Here is a 15,127-nt window from a genome sequence, read left to right as displayed (position 1 = left end):
CCTCTGCTTCAGACCACTTACCTAGCAAAAGTTGTTTATCCAAAAGTTAACAGGGTACGTGTTTTCATTGGTTAACGGCAGAGATCACGACGTCATGGCGAGCAATCATTCTGGCAGATTTCCGCTTCCTCATCCTCCAGTTCAATCTGAATTGTAATGTGATGGATGGCAAATTGCTCCTTCATGCGATCCTGTACATCCGCCAGAAAACCCTTGCCGGGATGACCTCCGGGTATCACCAGATGCGCGGTCATCGCATTTTCACTCGTACTCATCGGCCAGATATGCAGGTCATGCACCGTTTCAACTCCTTCGAGCGCGGACAGTGCCGAAAGTACGGCTTCTGCATCGACATTGCGCGGAACGCCTGCAAGAGACATGCGCACGGCCTCAGACAACAATCCCCACGTACTCCAGAATATCAGCGCCACAATAGCGAGACTCACCAGCGGATCGATCCAGTTGAAGCCGGTGAAATATATGGCGACCCCGCCAATGACGACACCGGCTGAAACCCCTGCATCCGCCATCATGTGTAAAAAGGCGCCGCGGACGTTAATGTCTTCCTTCTGTCCGCGGATGAAAAGCATGGCCGTGGCAAAATTTATGACAATGCCAATCGATGCAACAATGATCACGGTTGTGGACGCGACATCACTTTGCGTGCTGAATCGGCCAATGGCTTCCCAGGCGATTGCACCGCAGGCGACGAGAAGAAGGAGTCCGTTTAGAAGCGCAGCCAATATCGATGAGCCACCAAACCCGTACGTAAACTGTTTGCTGGGCGGCCGCTTGGATAGCTCGGCTCCGGCCCAGGCAACGGCCAGTCCAAGGACGTCGGACAAATTATGTCCGGCATCTGCCAGAAGCGCCATCGAACCCGCAAGGATTCCGTAGGTCACTTCGACAATGATGTAGATAATGTTGAGCGCGATTCCGAAAGCAAAGGCTCGGCTGAAATCGGTGGGCATATGGCCATGGGGACCGTGCCGGTCGTGATGGCTGTGACTGGAATGTCCGTGATGATGATGGCCGGACATCTACGCTCCGATAAATTATCTGATGAACATTATCATCTTCAAATACACAGGTTTATCGGAGCGGTCTATTATTTTTATTCCATATTTTCCGTATGTTATATCATGAACAACTGGGTTCATCCCTATTCAATCAACAATCAGACCCAAGGCAAGATAGATCAATACGGGAGCACCGACACCGAATATGGTGGCAAGAACGAAGATAATCCGCAGGATGCTGACATCAATTCCGCTCCAATTAGCGAGGCCGGAACAGACGCCCATCAGCTTGCCATTGGCACGGTCGAGGCGGAGTTTGGTTTTCATCGGGTTATTCTTTCCTTTGCTTGAAGTGGTTGCGGTGGGCCAACTGCTTGGCGTCGAGCTTGTCTTTTTGCGCGTGTCTGACATCAGATTACCAGCGAGCTAGCGTTGTTGAAGGCAGGTGCTACGCTTGAGCTGATTACAACAGCGGCGGAAACGAAAGCTGCAAAAGCGGCGGTGATATTATTTGATACGTTCGTGAACATTTTGATTTCCTTTGTGTTAAATCTGGGCTTCGCAAACTGTTTTACGAAGATGTCCAATACATTGCATGAGCCGTGCCAGTTTGTATTATATATTATATATCAGTGACTTATGGGTTTATTGCGGATTGCAGACCATCGTCAAATGCTGACTGTTGGGATTTTTTACTAACTGTTAGTTTTTTGTGAATGCCGGATGAACGGAGCACCACCATGTCGGCGAATTTGCTTCTCATCTCCCCAGGGTCTGGCTAGAGATGCCCTCGCGTCATGACCATATCCCGGCTCTCCCTCGTCAACTTCAGAAACTATGCGCAAATGCGCCTGGATGTCGGTGATGGACTGATCATATTGAGCGGGGAAAACGGCGCAGGGAAAACCAATATTCTGGAAGCGGTATCTCTGCTGGCACCCGGGCGCGGCATGCGCCGGGCTGCACTCAGGGACATGGCACGTCAGAGCGGCGCCGGTGATTTCGCCGTCGCAGCTGAACTCAATGACACACAATTGGGAACAGGAATCAGCAAAGAGCAGCCAGATCGCCGAAGAACCCGCATAAACGGGGCATCTGCGCCCACCAATGATCTGGCAGAATGGCTCTCCATTTTGTGGCTGACACCTGCCATGGATCGGTTGTTTATCGAAGGCGCATCGGGTCGACGAAATTTCCTCGATCGGCTGGTGACCGCACTGGAGCCGTCTCATGCCCGCAATTCCGCGCGATATGACGCAACCCGCAGAGAGCGCAATCGCCTTCTCGCGGAGGAACGTGCACCCGAGGCCGAGTGGCTGGACGCACTGGATGGCCAGCTTGTCCAGTTTGGCAGTGCGGTAGCAGAAGCCCGGGCCCGAATTGCGCTCGCGCTAAACAATGTTCTCGCGAAAGCGGATGGAGGCTTGTTCGCGGCGGCAGAGCTGCTGCTCGATGATGGCGGTCTTTGCGACGAAAATTCCATCTGTGATGCGCTCTCCGCAAGCCGGCAAGCCGATCGCGCGGCCGGAAGGACATTGCGCGGGCCGCATCGCGCTGATCTGACCGTGTTGCACAAAACGAAAAAGCAGCAGGCAGTCAAATGTTCGACCGGTGAACAGAAAGCCCTGCTATTGTCCATAGTCATCGCGCATGCAGATCTCATCGCGGAACAGCGCGATATGCGGCCGATCCTGCTGCTGGATGAAGTGGCGGCACATCTCGATCCCGGACGTCGGGCCATTTTGTTCGAACGACTGGCAGCCAAAGGCGGACAAGTCTGGCTGACGGGAACCGAATCTGCACTGTTCGATGGTGCGCCTTCAAATGCGCAACGTTTTCGGGTGGTAAATGGTGTGGTTCAGGCCCAATGATTGAATGACTTAACTGGGTTTACCGGTTGTTCATAACGAAAATTAGCAGTGCGTTTGCCCTACGCCGCTAAACTTTGGTTGCATGCAGATCTTCACATCTCTCGACCCGAAGACAATCGGAAACGCAATTGTGCCTCTATTGCTGGCGCTACAGGCCATCGTGTTTCCGGTGTTGGCCTGATCTACGAGCCAACCGGGAACATGCAATTGTCGTGAGACGGGCCTGGCTGGCTGGGCAATCCCGGATTTGCTGGACAGGCAGCGCTTGTGACTTCAGAACAATGAGATGTCCTCGCCGCCCTCACCTGAATCACTTTATCGACCATCTGATCCATGCCTCGTTATTCTGGCCGGTGGCGAATCTCGTCGTATGGGCCGGCAGAAGGCAACAATTACGCTCGGCGGCGAACGCTTGATTGACCGCGTGATCGAACGATATCGTGAAAAAGTCGAAACCATCCTGATTTCTGGTCCGCATGATTTCGACACAGGACTTGACCATATTGCAGACGATGAACAGGCACCGCGCGGCCCGGCCGGAGCGATTTTTAGCATAGCTTCGCAAATCTCCGCGTCGCGACCTGCATGTACGGGCTTCGTAACTGTTCCGGTAGACGCACCGTTTTCGCCAACAGACCTGATTGAAAAACTATCAAAAAATGACGGCTGCGCAGTCGCAGAAGGCCCCAATCGATTGCATCCGACATTTGCCTACTGGAACTGTGATATCGTCAACGCGGTTCAATCTACCCATGATCTTTCAGGTGATCCGCCATCGCTCCACTGGATGACCCGGCAATGCGGCGCGCAGGTAGTCTCCTGGCCCCAGGAAGCAGGTTTCATGAATATCAATACCCCGGAAGACCTGGCCGATGCCGAAGCGATGATCAAAAAAAAGCCGGCGGACAGGGGGAATGTCCACCGGCTATTCTGATCGCCAGAGGCGAATATCGGAAACGCAGTTATTTCAACCGGCGCAATTCCTTTTTGGACAGGCTCGTCATCAGTTTTCCGTCGGTATTGGACAGGGTTTCGGCCTGGACCCGGATAACCTTGCCTTTGTAGATAATGACGACATCGCCATCATCCGCGACCCGGCTCACTTTGGCCACGCTGGCGCCACTGGAATCATACAGACGGTCATTGCGGGAAACATCTGCAGCAAAAGCGGCAGGCGCGGTCATCGCAAGCGCAACGACACTGATCATTATCGAATTGAATTTGGTCATGGTTTTTCCAGTCCTGTTTGGGAGAGAGCTTCGATTATGACTGACCAGTTTTAAGTTGCAATGTGAAATGTTGCACCTGCGAGTTGCATTTTTGCAACCGGACGTAGGCAGGTCGCTGGCGAGCGGCAAAACCGCTGGTTGCCACCACGGGCAATATCAGGCAGTTATTATGGCTTGTTTCGTTTGCAAGGGGATTACCGTGAATCGTTTGACACTCGTTCTGGCGTTGCTCGCAGCGCCGACTGCCGCACATGCTGAAGATTCGGACGCCCGGTCGGAAATCCTGGCAGGAATTGATGAACGCTATGAGCAGACCGCAGATACCGCTCGCAAAATCTGGGAATGGGCTGAAGTCGGCTATCAGGAAGAAAAGTCCAGCGGGCTGCTCAAACAGTCCTTGCGCGCGCAAGGCTTTGAACTAAAATCTGGTGTTGCCGGGATTCCCACCGCATTTGTGGCGGAATATGGCACTGAAGGCCCCGTAATTGCGATCCTTGCAGAATATGACGCCCTGCCCGGTATAAATCAGGATGCAGTCGCAACACGATCACCGCTATCCGGAAAATCCGCCGCCCATGCCTGCGGACATAATCTGTTTGGCGCAGGATCCGTAGAAGCGGCGATCGCGGTTAGCAAATGGCTGAAGAAAACCGGAACACCTGGCCGCGTGCGCTTGTACGGGACACCCGCAGAAGAAGGCGGCAGCGGCAAAGTGTACATGGTCCGTGAAGGCCTGTTCGATGATGTTGACTTTGCAATTCACTGGCACGCGAGTGACGAGAATTCCGCGGCTGCCCGCACCACATTGGCCAACCGGTCTGCAAAATTTCGGTTCCGCGGCGTTTCTGCGCACGCCGCCGGTGCTCCGGAAAGAGCACGTTCTGCGCTCGATGGAGTCGAAGCGTTTAATCTGATGGTCAATATGATGCGCGAACACGTACCGCAGGAATCCCGCATCCACTATGTCATCACGAAAGGCGGTATTGCGCCCAACGTCGTGCCTGATTTTGCGGAGGTGTTTTACTATGTCCGCCACCCCGATCCCGATGGTGTCGATGCAATCTGGTCGCGTGTTGAAGAGGCGGCCAAAGGTGCCGCAATGGGCACGGGGACGAGCGTCGATTGGGAGGTTATCCACGGCAATAATCCACTGCTTGTCAATGAACCGCTGGCCCGGATGATGGACAGCAAATTGCGCCAGATCGGCGGAGTGCAATATAATGCGACTGAGGAGGAGTTCGCACGTCAGATACATGCAAGCTTCGACAAACCCAAAAATGCCTTGGGCAGCGAAGCAGTGATTCAGCCCTATGACGTGACGCTTGGCTATGGCTCAACCGATGTCGGAGATGTGTCCTATGCCACGCCGACGGTTGGTGTGCGCACAGCGACATGGGTACCGGGCACTTCTGCGCATAGCTGGCAATCTTCGGCGGCGAGCGGAATGTCCATCGGTTTTAAAGGCACTCAGGTAGCTGCCAAGGCGATGTCGCTGGCGGCGATCGAACTCTACTCCAACCCGGAATTGCGTCAGGAAGCAAAAGCTGCGTTCGACAAGGCGCGGGGGCCGGATTACAAATACAAGTCTTTGCTCGGAGACCGCAAACCGCCGCTTGATTACCGCAAATAGCCAGACAGGGGCGGCGCAACGACTGGTGCCGACGGTCCCGGCGGTATTTCAAACGCAACCCGGATCATGAGCAACGCCAGCCCATATCCTGATGGATAGCACCGGTTGCCGGGTAGACAGCGAATGGATGAACGGCGGGCGAAGCATCAAAAAACGCTGTGCCTTGCGACCCTAATTATGCCAAAAGGCATGTCATAACTGTTCCAGCCGAACTGATTCTTTGAGGAGACAAACCCATGGCCACAGCCGCAAAAGATACCGCCAGTGCGATGCCAATCGATAGTGGATTCAATATTCCCGATCCGACAACCATCGAGCGTCTGGAAGGCAAAGTCTCTGCAGAAGAGTGGAAATTGCGCTGTGAACTGGCTGCTACTTATCGGCTTTGCGCCATGCACGCCTGGACCGATTTGGTATTCACGCATATTTCCGCACGCCTGCCGGACGAAGATGGCGAAGAGCGGTTTCTGATCAATCCTTATGGTGTAATGTTTGACGAGATGACGGCATCTTCGCTGGTCAAGATCGACCTTGAAGGCAATATCAAGCAAGACACACCCTATTTCATCAATCCGGCGGGCTTCACCATCCACAGCGCGGTTCACAGTGCCCGCGAAGATGCTGGTTGCGTCATTCACGTACACACGCCTTATGGCATTGCCGTTTCCGTGCAAAAAGAGGGTCTGCGCCGCTACACGCAATTCTCGATGCAGGTACATGATGATCTCGCCTATCATGACTATGAAGGAATCGCGCTGGATCTCGATGAGCGCGAGCGTCTGATTGGCGATGTCGGTGAGAAAAATCTGCTGATCCTGCGCAATCACGGTACGCTGACCATCGGCAAAAATTGTGCTCTCGCGTTCCTGCGCATGTACTTCCTGGAAAATGCCTGCAAAACCCAGATTCTGGCACAAGCCGTCGGTGGCTCGGAACATTTGCACGAAGAACCCGAGGAAATGGGCAACCGCGTACACCAACAAACCGCACCCGCCTTTATGCCGGGACTGGGTGACAATCTCGTTTGGCCTGGCCTGATGCGCAAATTGACCCGGACGAACCCGGGCTTTGAGCATTAGAATAAAACAGCCGGAACGGTGACCAACACCATTCCGGCTGACTACCAACAGACAAGCCTGCCGGCTGGCGCGCCATCATTCCGATGGCAGAGTATCGGACTGTGTCTCTACGGCAGGCTTGGCACCAACAGTTTTTCCTGCCTCTGAGTTAGTCGCGGCCGATCGCGTTTTCCTCGCAGCAGACTTCCCGGCGACATTCTTGTCGGTTTCGATGACCAAATCAGCCTCGTGTTGCGAACCATCATTGGCAATAGTAGCCATTTTGTCGGTTGCCCCGCTAATCAATGAATCGAGCGAGGAACCGTCCAGCCCAAGTTCCTTCATCAGGCCATCAATAACTGGCGCCTGTGCCCGATAGGACAAGGCAGCGGAAACTGCATCCGTTGCAAGGTTGCCACTGCCGCCTCCGTTGCCATTAGCCGGTACACCCGATCCACCACTGCCATTTTGGGTAATCCCGTCAACTTGCACAATCTTGATGGAATCAATGGCTTCCATAGGCTTGGCAGATTCCTTCACCACCTCGGGAAGAACGTTCAGCAAAGCCAGCTTGGTTTGCAGCGAAATCTGATCGGAAGAGAGGATGTTCGCTGCTTCATTTATCGCGCGTTGACCCGATGCTTCCACTTCAAATCGAACACGTGCGGCCTCAGCGCGCAATTTTTCAGCTTCGGCTTCACCTTCGGCATCCAGTCGAATTGCCGCCGCGCGGTTGGACGCCGCTTCTTTCTCGGCTTCGGCTTCAACTTTGACACCAATGGCCTGACGCTCTGCCTGCTTGGATGCTTCGATCAGCTCGATGCGCTTGTCGCGATCCGCGACTTCGGTTTCCCGAGATGTCGTAACCTGCTCTTCGGCAGCAACAGCTTTGGCACGCGCCTCATCGGCTTCAGCTTTCGCCTGACTCTCCTCGCGGCTCTTGTTTTGAATCGCGATCTGCTGTTCCTGACGGGCAATTTCAATTGCCTGTTGCTGGGCAATCGACGCTTCCTTCACCGTCCGGTCCGCTTCAATCTGGGTAGAGTCGATCTTCTGTTTCGCCGTGATTCTGGCTTCTTCGGCTTCCCGATTGCGCAAAGCCTGTTCACTGGCAACCTCAGAGGCCTGTTCCGCGCGACGCATTTCAACTTCCCGTTCTTGCTCCAGTCGGGCAAATTCCTTGTCCCGACCGATGGTGAACGACCGCTCATCCGCCTCCAGATCCTTGGTTTCCATCTGAACCCGCGTATCCTGCTCGATGTCGTTCCGTGCTTTCTTGCGCAGTTCAATTTGCTCGGTCAGCTTGGTCAAACCCTCAGCATCAAACGCATTGTTCGCGTTAAAATGCTCAATGCTTGTCTGATCCAGCCCGGTGAGTGAGACCGACTCCAGTTCCAGCCCGTTCATCGCAAGATCGGCGGAACTGGCCTGCTGCACCTTCTGGACAAAATCTGCCCTCTGTTCATGCAACTCGTTCATCGTCATTCCCGCAGCCACAGATCGCAGGGCGTCAACAAACTTGCCTTCCACCAGATCTTTCAGAGATTCCGGCTGCATTGTACGCAGACCAAGAGTCTGTGCCGCCATTGCCAGCGAGCCGGAGTCCGGTTTGACACGGACATAAAATTCCGCCTTCACATCGATCCGCAATCGGTCGAGTGTAATCAGCGCGTCGACATTGTTCCGTTCAACGGCCAGCCGGACGGTGTTCATATTGACCGGCATGGTTTCATGGAGAACGGGCAGCACCATTGCACCGCCGTTCATCACAACTTTCTCGCCGCCAAAGCCGGTACGAACAAACGCAATTTCCTTGGTAGCTCGCCGATAGAGCCGGGTTATAATCAATCCAAAGATCAGCAATGCGCCAAAGACGATGCCAACATAGATGGCGATGGAAATAAGATTCTCAGTCATATGTTTCTTTCTGTTTTCGGGTGTGACGATGCAAATCCGGGGAAGTCATCACACTGTTTCTGGTTTAGGGTTTAACTCAGGAATTTTGCGGTATCAGGAGAGATCGCCTTGAAGATCTCCCCTTCCCGTCTGACCAGCAGAATTTCCTCTGCCTGGTTCAAAATCTCACCCTCGTTTCCCGGTTCAACCATGACGTAATGATGATGTCCGTGGCTGTCGGTAATTTTTGCGCGGGCCGGAGAATCAGTCTCCGCCTTGCCAATCTCGATTACCCCCCTGCGCCCGACCAGCATATCAATGTGGATCGCGGTTGTTTCATCCCGGGGAATAATTTTCGACAATGGTCGCGACAACAACCCTGTAAGGGGTATCGCAATTGCGGCTGACCCGGGAACGGCCAGCCACGGGGTCAAAAGCTGGTCAAAAACTCCGGAGTAAATTTGCTGCCCTACCAGTCCGACAAGTCCGAACAGAGACAGAAACAGCACGAGTAAAATGAGCATCGGCAGACGGCCAATACCGAGAAAAGACAGCAGACCTTCACCTGATGAATCGAGGTCGGCGCCGGCATCAATATCCGTATCGATGTTCGTGCCGAAATCCGGGCCAAAGTCACTGAGGCCAACCAATTGAAGTAATCCGATAGCAAACATAAGAAGAATCGCAGCGCTGAAAAATAAGTTTTCCTCAGCCAGCCAAAATTCGATCATATATTCCCCTTCTCTCTACATGAATATAGGATGAATAAGGAAAGTTTCAAGAGATAGGCGGGTGATATTACTGATTTTTGAGTGCGTATTGCTGAATCGTACAGTGTCCGTAAAACTAAACACGCACGCCAAACAGATCATGCTCGTCCGCGTCTTCGATCACGGCATCGATGATATCACCAACAGCCAGGGCCGCATCGACATTGCGCAGGAAGACATTGCCATCTATTTCCGGCGCGTCGGCCTGTGACCGTGCGGTAGCCCCAATGTCACCGTCTTCATCCGGTTCGCCGATTTCATCGATGATCACCGGCAGGGTACGTCCAACCTTGGCCCGCAATCGCGCCGCACTGATCGCGGCGGTCTTTTCCATCAGACGCTGGTAACGCTCTTCCTTGACCTCCTCTGGTACAGGGTCGTCCAGCGCATTGGCTGCAGCGCCCTCGACCGGCTCAAACCGGAACCCGCCAACTCGGTCCAGCTGGGCTTCTTCCAGCCAGTCGAGCAGATACTGAAAATCTTCTTCAGTCTCGCCGGGGAAGCCAACCACAAAAGTCGAACGGATGGTCAGATCAGGGCAGATATCGCGCCAGCTTTTGACACGCTCGAGAACCTTGGCCTCATTGGCCGGACGCTTCATGCGTTTGAGCACATTTGGAGCGGCATGCTGGAACGGAATGTCGAGATAGGGCGTGATCTTGCCGTCCGCCATGAGCGGGATGACCTTGTCGACATGCGGATAGGGATAGACATAGTGAAGCCGGGTCCAGACACCAAGTTCACCAAGCGCCTCGGCAAGGTCGGTCATGTGCGCGCGCACCTCCCGTCCCTGTCCGATCGGGCCATTCCATTGCCGCGACTGATGACGGATATCAACGCCATAAGCCGATGTATCCTGTGAAATAACCAGCAGTTCCTTGGTCCCGGCTGCGACCAGTTTTTCAGCCTCGCGCAAAATTGCATCCGGACGGCGCGACACCAGATCACCGCGCAACGAAGGTATGATGCAAAAGGAGCAACGATGGTTGCAGCCTTCGGAGATTTTCAAATAGCTGTAATGACGCGGAGTCAGCTTCAGACCTGCCTCCGGTACCAGATCAACAAACGCTCCGCGCGCGGCTGGCGCAGCAGCATGGACCGCGGTTACGACATCTTCATATTGATGCGCACCGGTTACGGCGAGAACGTCGGGAAATCGAGCGCGGATCGCTTCCGCTTCATTGCCCATGCAACCCGTGACAATCACGCGGCCATTCTCGGCCATGGCCTCGCCGATCGCATCCAGGCTTTCTTCCTTGGCACTGTCCAGAAAACCGCAGGTATTGACCAGAACAACATCTGCCCCGGCATAATCGGGCGACAGGTCATATCCGTCAGAACGAAGCTGAGTGAGAATGCGCTCGCTGTCGACCAGTGCCTTGGGACAGCCAAGGGAGACCATGCCCACTTTCGGGGAGGAGGGTATTGTAGTTGCCATAATGGCTGCGCCCTTACCCGCTATTTCCGGGCGAGTCACCCCAACTGTGCCGAGTCTTCAGCACGCATCGTGACCGAGAGTGGTTTTTTGAGTGAATTTCGTGTAAAAACAATCTGTTCAAAAATTTGGGAGGATGGAATGAACTTATTCGATGTAAACTGGATCGCGGTTGTTGTTGCTGCTCTTGCCGGCTTTCTTGTTGGGGGAATCTGGTACGGACCGGTCATGGGCAAGAAATGGATGGGCGCCGTTGGCCTGACTGAAGAAGAAATCAAGGGCGGAAACATGGGAATGATTTATGGCGGCGCCTTTGCGTTCAGCCTGGTCGCATCCTGGACCCTTGCGCATACTTTCGCGAGCTATGGCACTGATTTCTCATTCACGGTGAAAGTGCTCACTGCATTCGGAGTCGCACTGGGTTTCATCGTACCAGCGATTGGCACCAACTATCTGTTCTCGCAAAAGGGTAAGGCACTGTTCTTTATCGACGCCGGATACTGGCTGCTTTTTTATACGGCCATGGGTTGCGTGCACGCCTGGCTGGGATAATTCCCGCCACGGACAGATTTCAGATTCCGGACGTTCTGGACGGTCCAGCACCGTTTGCTTCCTCTCGTCTTGATCCAAGATATATATGATAAGCTTTGGCGTCCGCTAAATCCCAAAAGCGGACTCTAGCTATGCTTGTTTTCCACAATATGAACTGTCAAACCTATCGTCAAAAAATGTAAGGGCGGTTCATCCTGTCAGACCCAAGTAAAGTAACGTCAGGCCAATCGTATTGGTCAAGCCATGTGACAACATGAGCGGCCAGAGATTCCGTCCAAATTTCAAGTATAGAACGCCCGACATTACACCTACCGCGCCGTTCGCCACCCATCCAGCCATGCCTTGATAGTAATGGTGACCTTGCCCAAACAAGAAAGCTTGGCATGCGATCGCCAGAAAGGCCGCGAAGGGTACGCCCGTGAACAAGTGCTCGAACCGCGAGAACAATACCCCGCGGAAGAGGACTTCTTCTGTGAACCCACCGATAATCCAACCTATCGCCAACCAGAAAAGAAACACCGGGAAATTGCCCGGAAGATTATCGAACCGCCCCTGAAAGCGTGCATCTATAGCCTGTGTGGCTTCATCGGGTGGACCGATTAGGTCAGCTCCGAGCGATTGAATCAATATATCGACACCCAAGGTCGCGATCAGCGCCACAACGGTCCAAAGCGCAAGTTGCTTCATGCTCGTGGGCCGTATCAATCCAACGCTGGCCCAGCTTATTTGACGTCGGCGCAAACAGACTGTTGCGACACATAAGGCAAGAAGAAGAGACATGGGACCGGCGAAAGTCCATATCGATTCGACTTGGAGCAGAAGATATTTGCTTATCAGAAGTGCTCCGATGACAAGCACAAGATCTGGGAGGGCTGTCCATCGACTGGGTATTGCAGAAGCTGTTGGTGGCATGTGATATTCCTATTTGCGGAAAACTGCGTTGACGTCACTGTCATCACGAGGGCTTTAACTGGCTCATCATGAAGTCCAAATACTGGGCTTCTTGTGCTTGCAGCACTTTTGATGTTTTTCGCTCCTTCATGGAAAAATAATGCTGCATCAAACCTGGATAGGTATCTTGTTGTGGCAAGTGTCCGGCAATATCGAGATTGGCCAGTTGTGCATAAACTGAAACATCTGCGAGCGTGATGCGATCTTCGGAAAAAAAGGCTTTGCCGGAAATTTCATTCTCAAGATATTTAAGCCGCTCTGGCAATATGTTTGTAACTGTTTCTTGGACTTTTTCAGAGTCTATGGGCTTACCAAGCAGCTGGTTGATAAAAATTGGATGGAATACTCCCTCGCTAATATCGCTAAACAGGGCAGTATCTGCGTATTCCTCAATCCAAATTACGTAGCCGTGCGCCTTAGATTCGATCGGCAACAGGGGTTCTTTCAAACTGGTATATGCCCTATCGATATATGCACTGATCGCAGAGCTGTCGTTGAGTATAAAATCTCCGTCCTCCAAAACTGGAATATGCCGCAGCGGGCTGATCTCTGCGAAATATTCTGGAGGCTGATAGGGGTTGATGTCTTTACCTTCAATCGCGATCGATTTTTCCATCGCGACTAGTGTTACCTTGCGGGTGAAAGGAGACAGCGGTGACCCATGAAGAATAACGCTCATGCTGACACCTCGATATGCTGAGAGTGAGCGCGCCATCCAAGGAGCAGAAGTCCGGCGATTATCGCGACCACAACCACCACCACACTGATTCCGCCAATTGCGAATTCCGTACCATCTGAATGCGCCATCGATCCGCCGTAAAGTGGGCCAGTCAACCATGCGACCAGGAATGAGCTGCTCAAAATCAAGCCAATCACAATGCCGATCCTTGGTGCAATGCCCTTCCAAACCAAGATGAATGCGAGAAGGGAAAATGCGGCATTCTCCAGTAGCTGCCAGGCCTCATGGAGACGCGCGTGACCAGGCCATTCAGGATTAGTCAGGTGCGTGTCGCTGATTTCCATAAAAGGTATCAGGACTAATAATATAAACACACATAGTGCGACGGACAATATCGTGATCTTTGGCATTTGCTGGGTTCTTTTCTAACATTAAATAGACACTGTCTATATTGACTATTAAGTAGACGGTGTCAATATGAGTTATGATCAAAGAAAAATCATTCCATCACGGCGATCTGAAACGGGTGTTATTCGATGTAGCCCTTAAGCTTCTCGACAGGGATGGCGTCGATGGCGTGACGATTAGAGCGGTTGCTAGAGAAGCCGGCGTTTCGCACGGTGCCCCAGTTAACCACTACCGGGATCGCAAGGCTTTATTGACTGCGCTTGCCAGGCGGCAGTTTGAAACCATCTTGCGCTCTGTAGATGCAGGCCTCTCTAAATCAACGGAGGGTTCCGGCGTATGGATTGACGCATTCGGCAACGCGATGTTTAATTTCGGATTCAAATTTCCACATCGCTACAAGCTTCTATGGCGAGGTGATTTGATCGATCTGCAGGATCCCGGACTTTTGACGGTTATGGACCAAATCTATGATCAACTTTGCAATGAAATTGAACTGTCTATGCCCAAGGTTGAATTTGATCGAGATACGGTGGCGATTGCCTTTTGGTCCATGATGCATGGCTATCTGGACATGCGGCTTTCAGGGATGTTCGTTCCCCTACAGGACAAAGTAAGCGATAAACCGCGCGATGCCGCGCTTCTCGATTTTTTCAAAACCTTTTTGCCTCAAATCAAATCCTGACGTCCGCTCTGGCGCCCAAAGCAGACTTCGCCAACCTGCTTCAAACCGCTCCGGTAATCGAACGCTCAGTCACTTTTTCATAAAGGTCTTCACCGTCACTCCAGTCGGTTACCTTTCCGGAAAACAGAAATTCTGGCGGAACCACTTCCGGGCCTTCACCCGGTGCGGTGGGCGGTGTGTAATAGCCAAGCGCGTAGCTGCCCATGCAATATCCCAGTAGTTCCCGCAGGGCCGAATCGAAATCCTTCGCGATATGCGGCGGACAGGACAGATATTGATTTTCCTCCTGCCGCAACCAGCCCAGAGCATAGGTAATGTTCAGTCCCATCCGGTCATGATCAGCCTGATTGGCGCCGCCGCCATGAATGACCGATCCCGAATAGACCAGCACGGAACCCGCCTTCATCTCGGCATATTGAACTTCCTCCGGACGGGCCTCACGCCCGCTCTCCCATTTGTTGGAACCGGGCACGACCTGTGTCGCGCCGTTTTCTTCGGTAAAATCCGTGACTGCCCAGATCGTATTGAATTGCGGTTCTATACTATCCTGCAGGAAGCCGCCCCAGGCCAGCCGATCGCGGTGAAGCGGTTGTTTGACTTGTCCCGGCTGGATCCGGATCAGTTGCGTGAGATGGAGCTGTATCCGCTCGCAAAAAGGTTTCAGAAAGGCATTGGCACCGCCCAGTATCAGTTCATCCATGACCAGATCGCGACAGGATTCTGACCGGGCCACCAGAGCACCCGTCCGCGTGGTCTTGCGTCCGGTAAAATCATCCCGCCCGGTTTCGGTCGCCTCGACATAGGGCATGATTTCCGATTTCAGCTTTTCGAGGGCAGATGCATCAAGGACATGCTCGACAATCACGGCCCCTTCATCGCGCAGTATCTGTGCCAGTTCTTCAGGATTATCGTTAGCGGAAAGCCGCTGTAATACCGTCATTATCTCT

Annotated in this window: 16 protein-coding genes; 6 read left to right on the top strand and 10 right to left on the bottom strand. The window is 53.1% G+C overall.

Translation table 11 applies throughout. From position 1 onward, the window contains the following. Positions 1 to 92 precede the first annotated feature (92 nt). Together ABJI30_RS03530 and ABJI30_RS03525 are read right to left on the bottom strand one after the other, a co-directional pair. Complete coding sequence (locus tag ABJI30_RS03530; RefSeq protein ID WP_348015524.1) at positions 93 to 1,040, bottom strand: cation diffusion facilitator family transporter; 948 nt, start codon at positions 1,038 to 1,040, stop codon at positions 93 to 95. Between the two features lie 126 nt (positions 1,041 to 1,166). Then, entirely contained in the window at positions 1,167 to 1,346 is a 180-nt protein-coding gene (locus tag ABJI30_RS03525; RefSeq protein WP_348015523.1) for a PspC domain-containing protein, read from the bottom strand. 470 nt (positions 1,347 to 1,816) lie between these two features. Between ABJI30_RS03525 and recF the strand changes: the two genes are divergently transcribed. Both recF and ABJI30_RS03515 read left to right on the top strand, forming a co-directional pair. Next, positions 1,817 to 2,890 (top strand): DNA replication/repair protein RecF, encoded by a 1,074-nt coding sequence (gene recF / locus ABJI30_RS03520; RefSeq protein WP_348015522.1) that lies wholly within the window; start codon positions 1,817 to 1,819, stop codon positions 2,888 to 2,890. Positions 2,891 to 3,176: 286 nt separating this feature from the next. Then, positions 3,177 to 3,824 carry a molybdenum cofactor guanylyltransferase gene (locus ABJI30_RS03515; RefSeq protein ID WP_348015521.1) on the top strand — a complete coding sequence of 216 codons (648 nt, stop codon included), beginning with the start codon at positions 3,177 to 3,179 and terminating at the stop codon, positions 3,822 to 3,824. A 28-nt stretch (positions 3,825 to 3,852) separates the two neighbouring features. On the opposite strand, the gene ABJI30_RS03510 is transcribed toward ABJI30_RS03515, so the two are convergent. Then, positions 3,853 to 4,119, bottom strand: a complete 267-nt coding sequence (locus tag ABJI30_RS03510; protein ID WP_348015520.1) for a hypothetical protein — start codon at positions 4,117 to 4,119, stop codon at positions 3,853 to 3,855. Between the two features lie 199 nt (positions 4,120 to 4,318). Between ABJI30_RS03510 and ABJI30_RS03505 the strand changes: the two genes are divergently transcribed. Next, on the top strand, positions 4,319 to 5,749 hold the full coding sequence (locus tag ABJI30_RS03505; protein WP_348015519.1) for an amidohydrolase: 1,431 nt from the start codon (positions 4,319 to 4,321) through the stop codon (positions 5,747 to 5,749). 236 nt (positions 5,750 to 5,985) lie between these two features. After that, complete coding sequence (locus ABJI30_RS03500; RefSeq protein ID WP_348015518.1) at positions 5,986 to 6,828, top strand: class II aldolase/adducin family protein; 843 nt, start codon at positions 5,986 to 5,988, stop codon at positions 6,826 to 6,828. 75 nt (positions 6,829 to 6,903) lie between these two features. On the opposite strand, the gene ABJI30_RS03495 is transcribed toward ABJI30_RS03500, so the two are convergent. The 3 genes from ABJI30_RS03495 to rimO form a co-directional block, all read right to left on the bottom strand. Then, positions 6,904 to 8,724, bottom strand: a complete 1,821-nt coding sequence (locus ABJI30_RS03495) for a flotillin domain-containing protein (protein ID WP_348015517.1) — start codon at positions 8,722 to 8,724, stop codon at positions 6,904 to 6,906. A gap of 71 nt (positions 8,725 to 8,795) precedes the next feature. After that, on the bottom strand, positions 8,796 to 9,434 hold the full coding sequence (locus tag ABJI30_RS03490) for a YqiJ family protein (RefSeq protein WP_348015516.1): 639 nt from the start codon (positions 9,432 to 9,434) through the stop codon (positions 8,796 to 8,798). 115 nt (positions 9,435 to 9,549) lie between these two features. Beyond that, positions 9,550 to 10,911 carry a 30S ribosomal protein S12 methylthiotransferase RimO gene (gene rimO / locus ABJI30_RS03485; protein ID WP_348015515.1) on the bottom strand — a complete coding sequence of 454 codons (1,362 nt, stop codon included), beginning with the start codon at positions 10,909 to 10,911 and terminating at the stop codon, positions 9,550 to 9,552. 138 nt (positions 10,912 to 11,049) lie between these two features. On the opposite strand from rimO, the gene ABJI30_RS03480 reads away from it, so the two are divergent. Beyond that, positions 11,050 to 11,460: a DUF1761 domain-containing protein gene (locus ABJI30_RS03480; protein WP_348015514.1), complete on the top strand. Its 411-nt coding sequence runs from the start codon at positions 11,050 to 11,052 to the stop codon at positions 11,458 to 11,460. A gap of 189 nt (positions 11,461 to 11,649) precedes the next feature. Here the strand turns inward: ABJI30_RS03480 and ABJI30_RS03475 are convergent, their stop codons facing one another. From ABJI30_RS03475 to ABJI30_RS03465, 3 genes are all read right to left on the bottom strand, one after another. After that, on the bottom strand, positions 11,650 to 12,147 hold the full coding sequence (locus ABJI30_RS03475; protein WP_348015513.1) for a CPBP family intramembrane glutamic endopeptidase: 498 nt from the start codon (positions 12,145 to 12,147) through the stop codon (positions 11,650 to 11,652). A gap of 268 nt (positions 12,148 to 12,415) precedes the next feature. Further along, positions 12,416 to 13,090, bottom strand: a complete 675-nt coding sequence (locus tag ABJI30_RS03470; RefSeq protein WP_348015512.1) for a glutathione S-transferase family protein — start codon at positions 13,088 to 13,090, stop codon at positions 12,416 to 12,418. Continuing rightward, complete coding sequence (locus ABJI30_RS03465; protein WP_348033352.1) at positions 13,087 to 13,500, bottom strand: hypothetical protein; 414 nt, start codon at positions 13,498 to 13,500, stop codon at positions 13,087 to 13,089. Before ABJI30_RS03465 ends, ABJI30_RS03470 begins: the two co-directional genes overlap by 4 nt. A 74-nt stretch (positions 13,501 to 13,574) precedes the next feature. On the opposite strand from ABJI30_RS03465, the gene ABJI30_RS03460 reads away from it, so the two are divergent. Beyond that, positions 13,575 to 14,180 carry a TetR/AcrR family transcriptional regulator gene (locus ABJI30_RS03460; RefSeq protein ID WP_348015510.1) on the top strand — a complete coding sequence of 202 codons (606 nt, stop codon included), beginning with the start codon at positions 13,575 to 13,577 and terminating at the stop codon, positions 14,178 to 14,180. A gap of 40 nt (positions 14,181 to 14,220) precedes the next feature. Here the strand turns inward: ABJI30_RS03460 and ABJI30_RS03455 are convergent, their stop codons facing one another. Then, complete coding sequence (locus ABJI30_RS03455; protein ID WP_348015509.1) at positions 14,221 to 15,120, bottom strand: phytanoyl-CoA dioxygenase family protein; 900 nt, start codon at positions 15,118 to 15,120, stop codon at positions 14,221 to 14,223. Positions 15,121 to 15,127 lie beyond the last annotated feature (7 nt).

Source organism: Parasphingorhabdus sp., from assembly GCF_039968395.1.
Taxonomy (GTDB): domain Bacteria; phylum Pseudomonadota; class Alphaproteobacteria; order Sphingomonadales; family Sphingomonadaceae; genus Parasphingorhabdus.
This window is presented reverse-complemented; position numbering and strand designations above follow the sequence as displayed.

Excerpts from the sequence above, each read along its gene's own strand:
- ABJI30_RS03530 (WP_348015524.1), bottom strand. The coding sequence starts at position 1,040 with ATGTCCGGCCATCATCATCACGGACATTCCAGTCACAGCCATCACGAC.
- ABJI30_RS03525 (WP_348015523.1), bottom strand. The coding sequence starts at position 1,346 with ATGAAAACCAAACTCCGCCTCGACCGTGCCAATGGCAAGCTGATGGGC.
- recF (WP_348015522.1), top strand. The coding sequence starts at position 1,817 with ATGACCATATCCCGGCTCTCCCTCGTCAACTTCAGAAACTATGCGCAA.
- ABJI30_RS03515 (WP_348015521.1), top strand. The coding sequence starts at position 3,177 with ATGTCCTCGCCGCCCTCACCTGAATCACTTTATCGACCATCTGATCCA.
- ABJI30_RS03510 (WP_348015520.1), bottom strand. The coding sequence starts at position 4,119 with ATGACCAAATTCAATTCGATAATGATCAGTGTCGTTGCGCTTGCGATG.
- ABJI30_RS03500 (WP_348015518.1), top strand. The coding sequence starts at position 5,986 with ATGGCCACAGCCGCAAAAGATACCGCCAGTGCGATGCCAATCGATAGT.
- ABJI30_RS03495 (WP_348015517.1), bottom strand. The coding sequence starts at position 8,724 with ATGACTGAGAATCTTATTTCCATCGCCATCTATGTTGGCATCGTCTTT.
- ABJI30_RS03490 (WP_348015516.1), bottom strand. The coding sequence starts at position 9,434 with ATGATCGAATTTTGGCTGGCTGAGGAAAACTTATTTTTCAGCGCTGCG.
- rimO (WP_348015515.1), bottom strand. The coding sequence starts at position 10,911 with ATGGCAACTACAATACCCTCCTCCCCGAAAGTGGGCATGGTCTCCCTT.
- ABJI30_RS03480 (WP_348015514.1), top strand. The coding sequence starts at position 11,050 with ATGAACTTATTCGATGTAAACTGGATCGCGGTTGTTGTTGCTGCTCTT.
- ABJI30_RS03475 (WP_348015513.1), bottom strand. The coding sequence starts at position 12,147 with ATGAAGCAACTTGCGCTTTGGACCGTTGTGGCGCTGATCGCGACCTTG.
- ABJI30_RS03470 (WP_348015512.1), bottom strand. The coding sequence starts at position 13,090 with ATGAGCGTTATTCTTCATGGGTCACCGCTGTCTCCTTTCACCCGCAAG.
- ABJI30_RS03465 (WP_348033352.1), bottom strand. The coding sequence starts at position 13,500 with ATGCCAAAGATCACGATATTGTCCGTCGCACTATGTGTGTTTATATTA.
- ABJI30_RS03460 (WP_348015510.1), top strand. The coding sequence starts at position 13,575 with ATGATCAAAGAAAAATCATTCCATCACGGCGATCTGAAACGGGTGTTA.
- ABJI30_RS03455 (WP_348015509.1), bottom strand. The coding sequence starts at position 15,120 with ATGACGGTATTACAGCGGCTTTCCGCTAACGATAATCCTGAAGAACTG.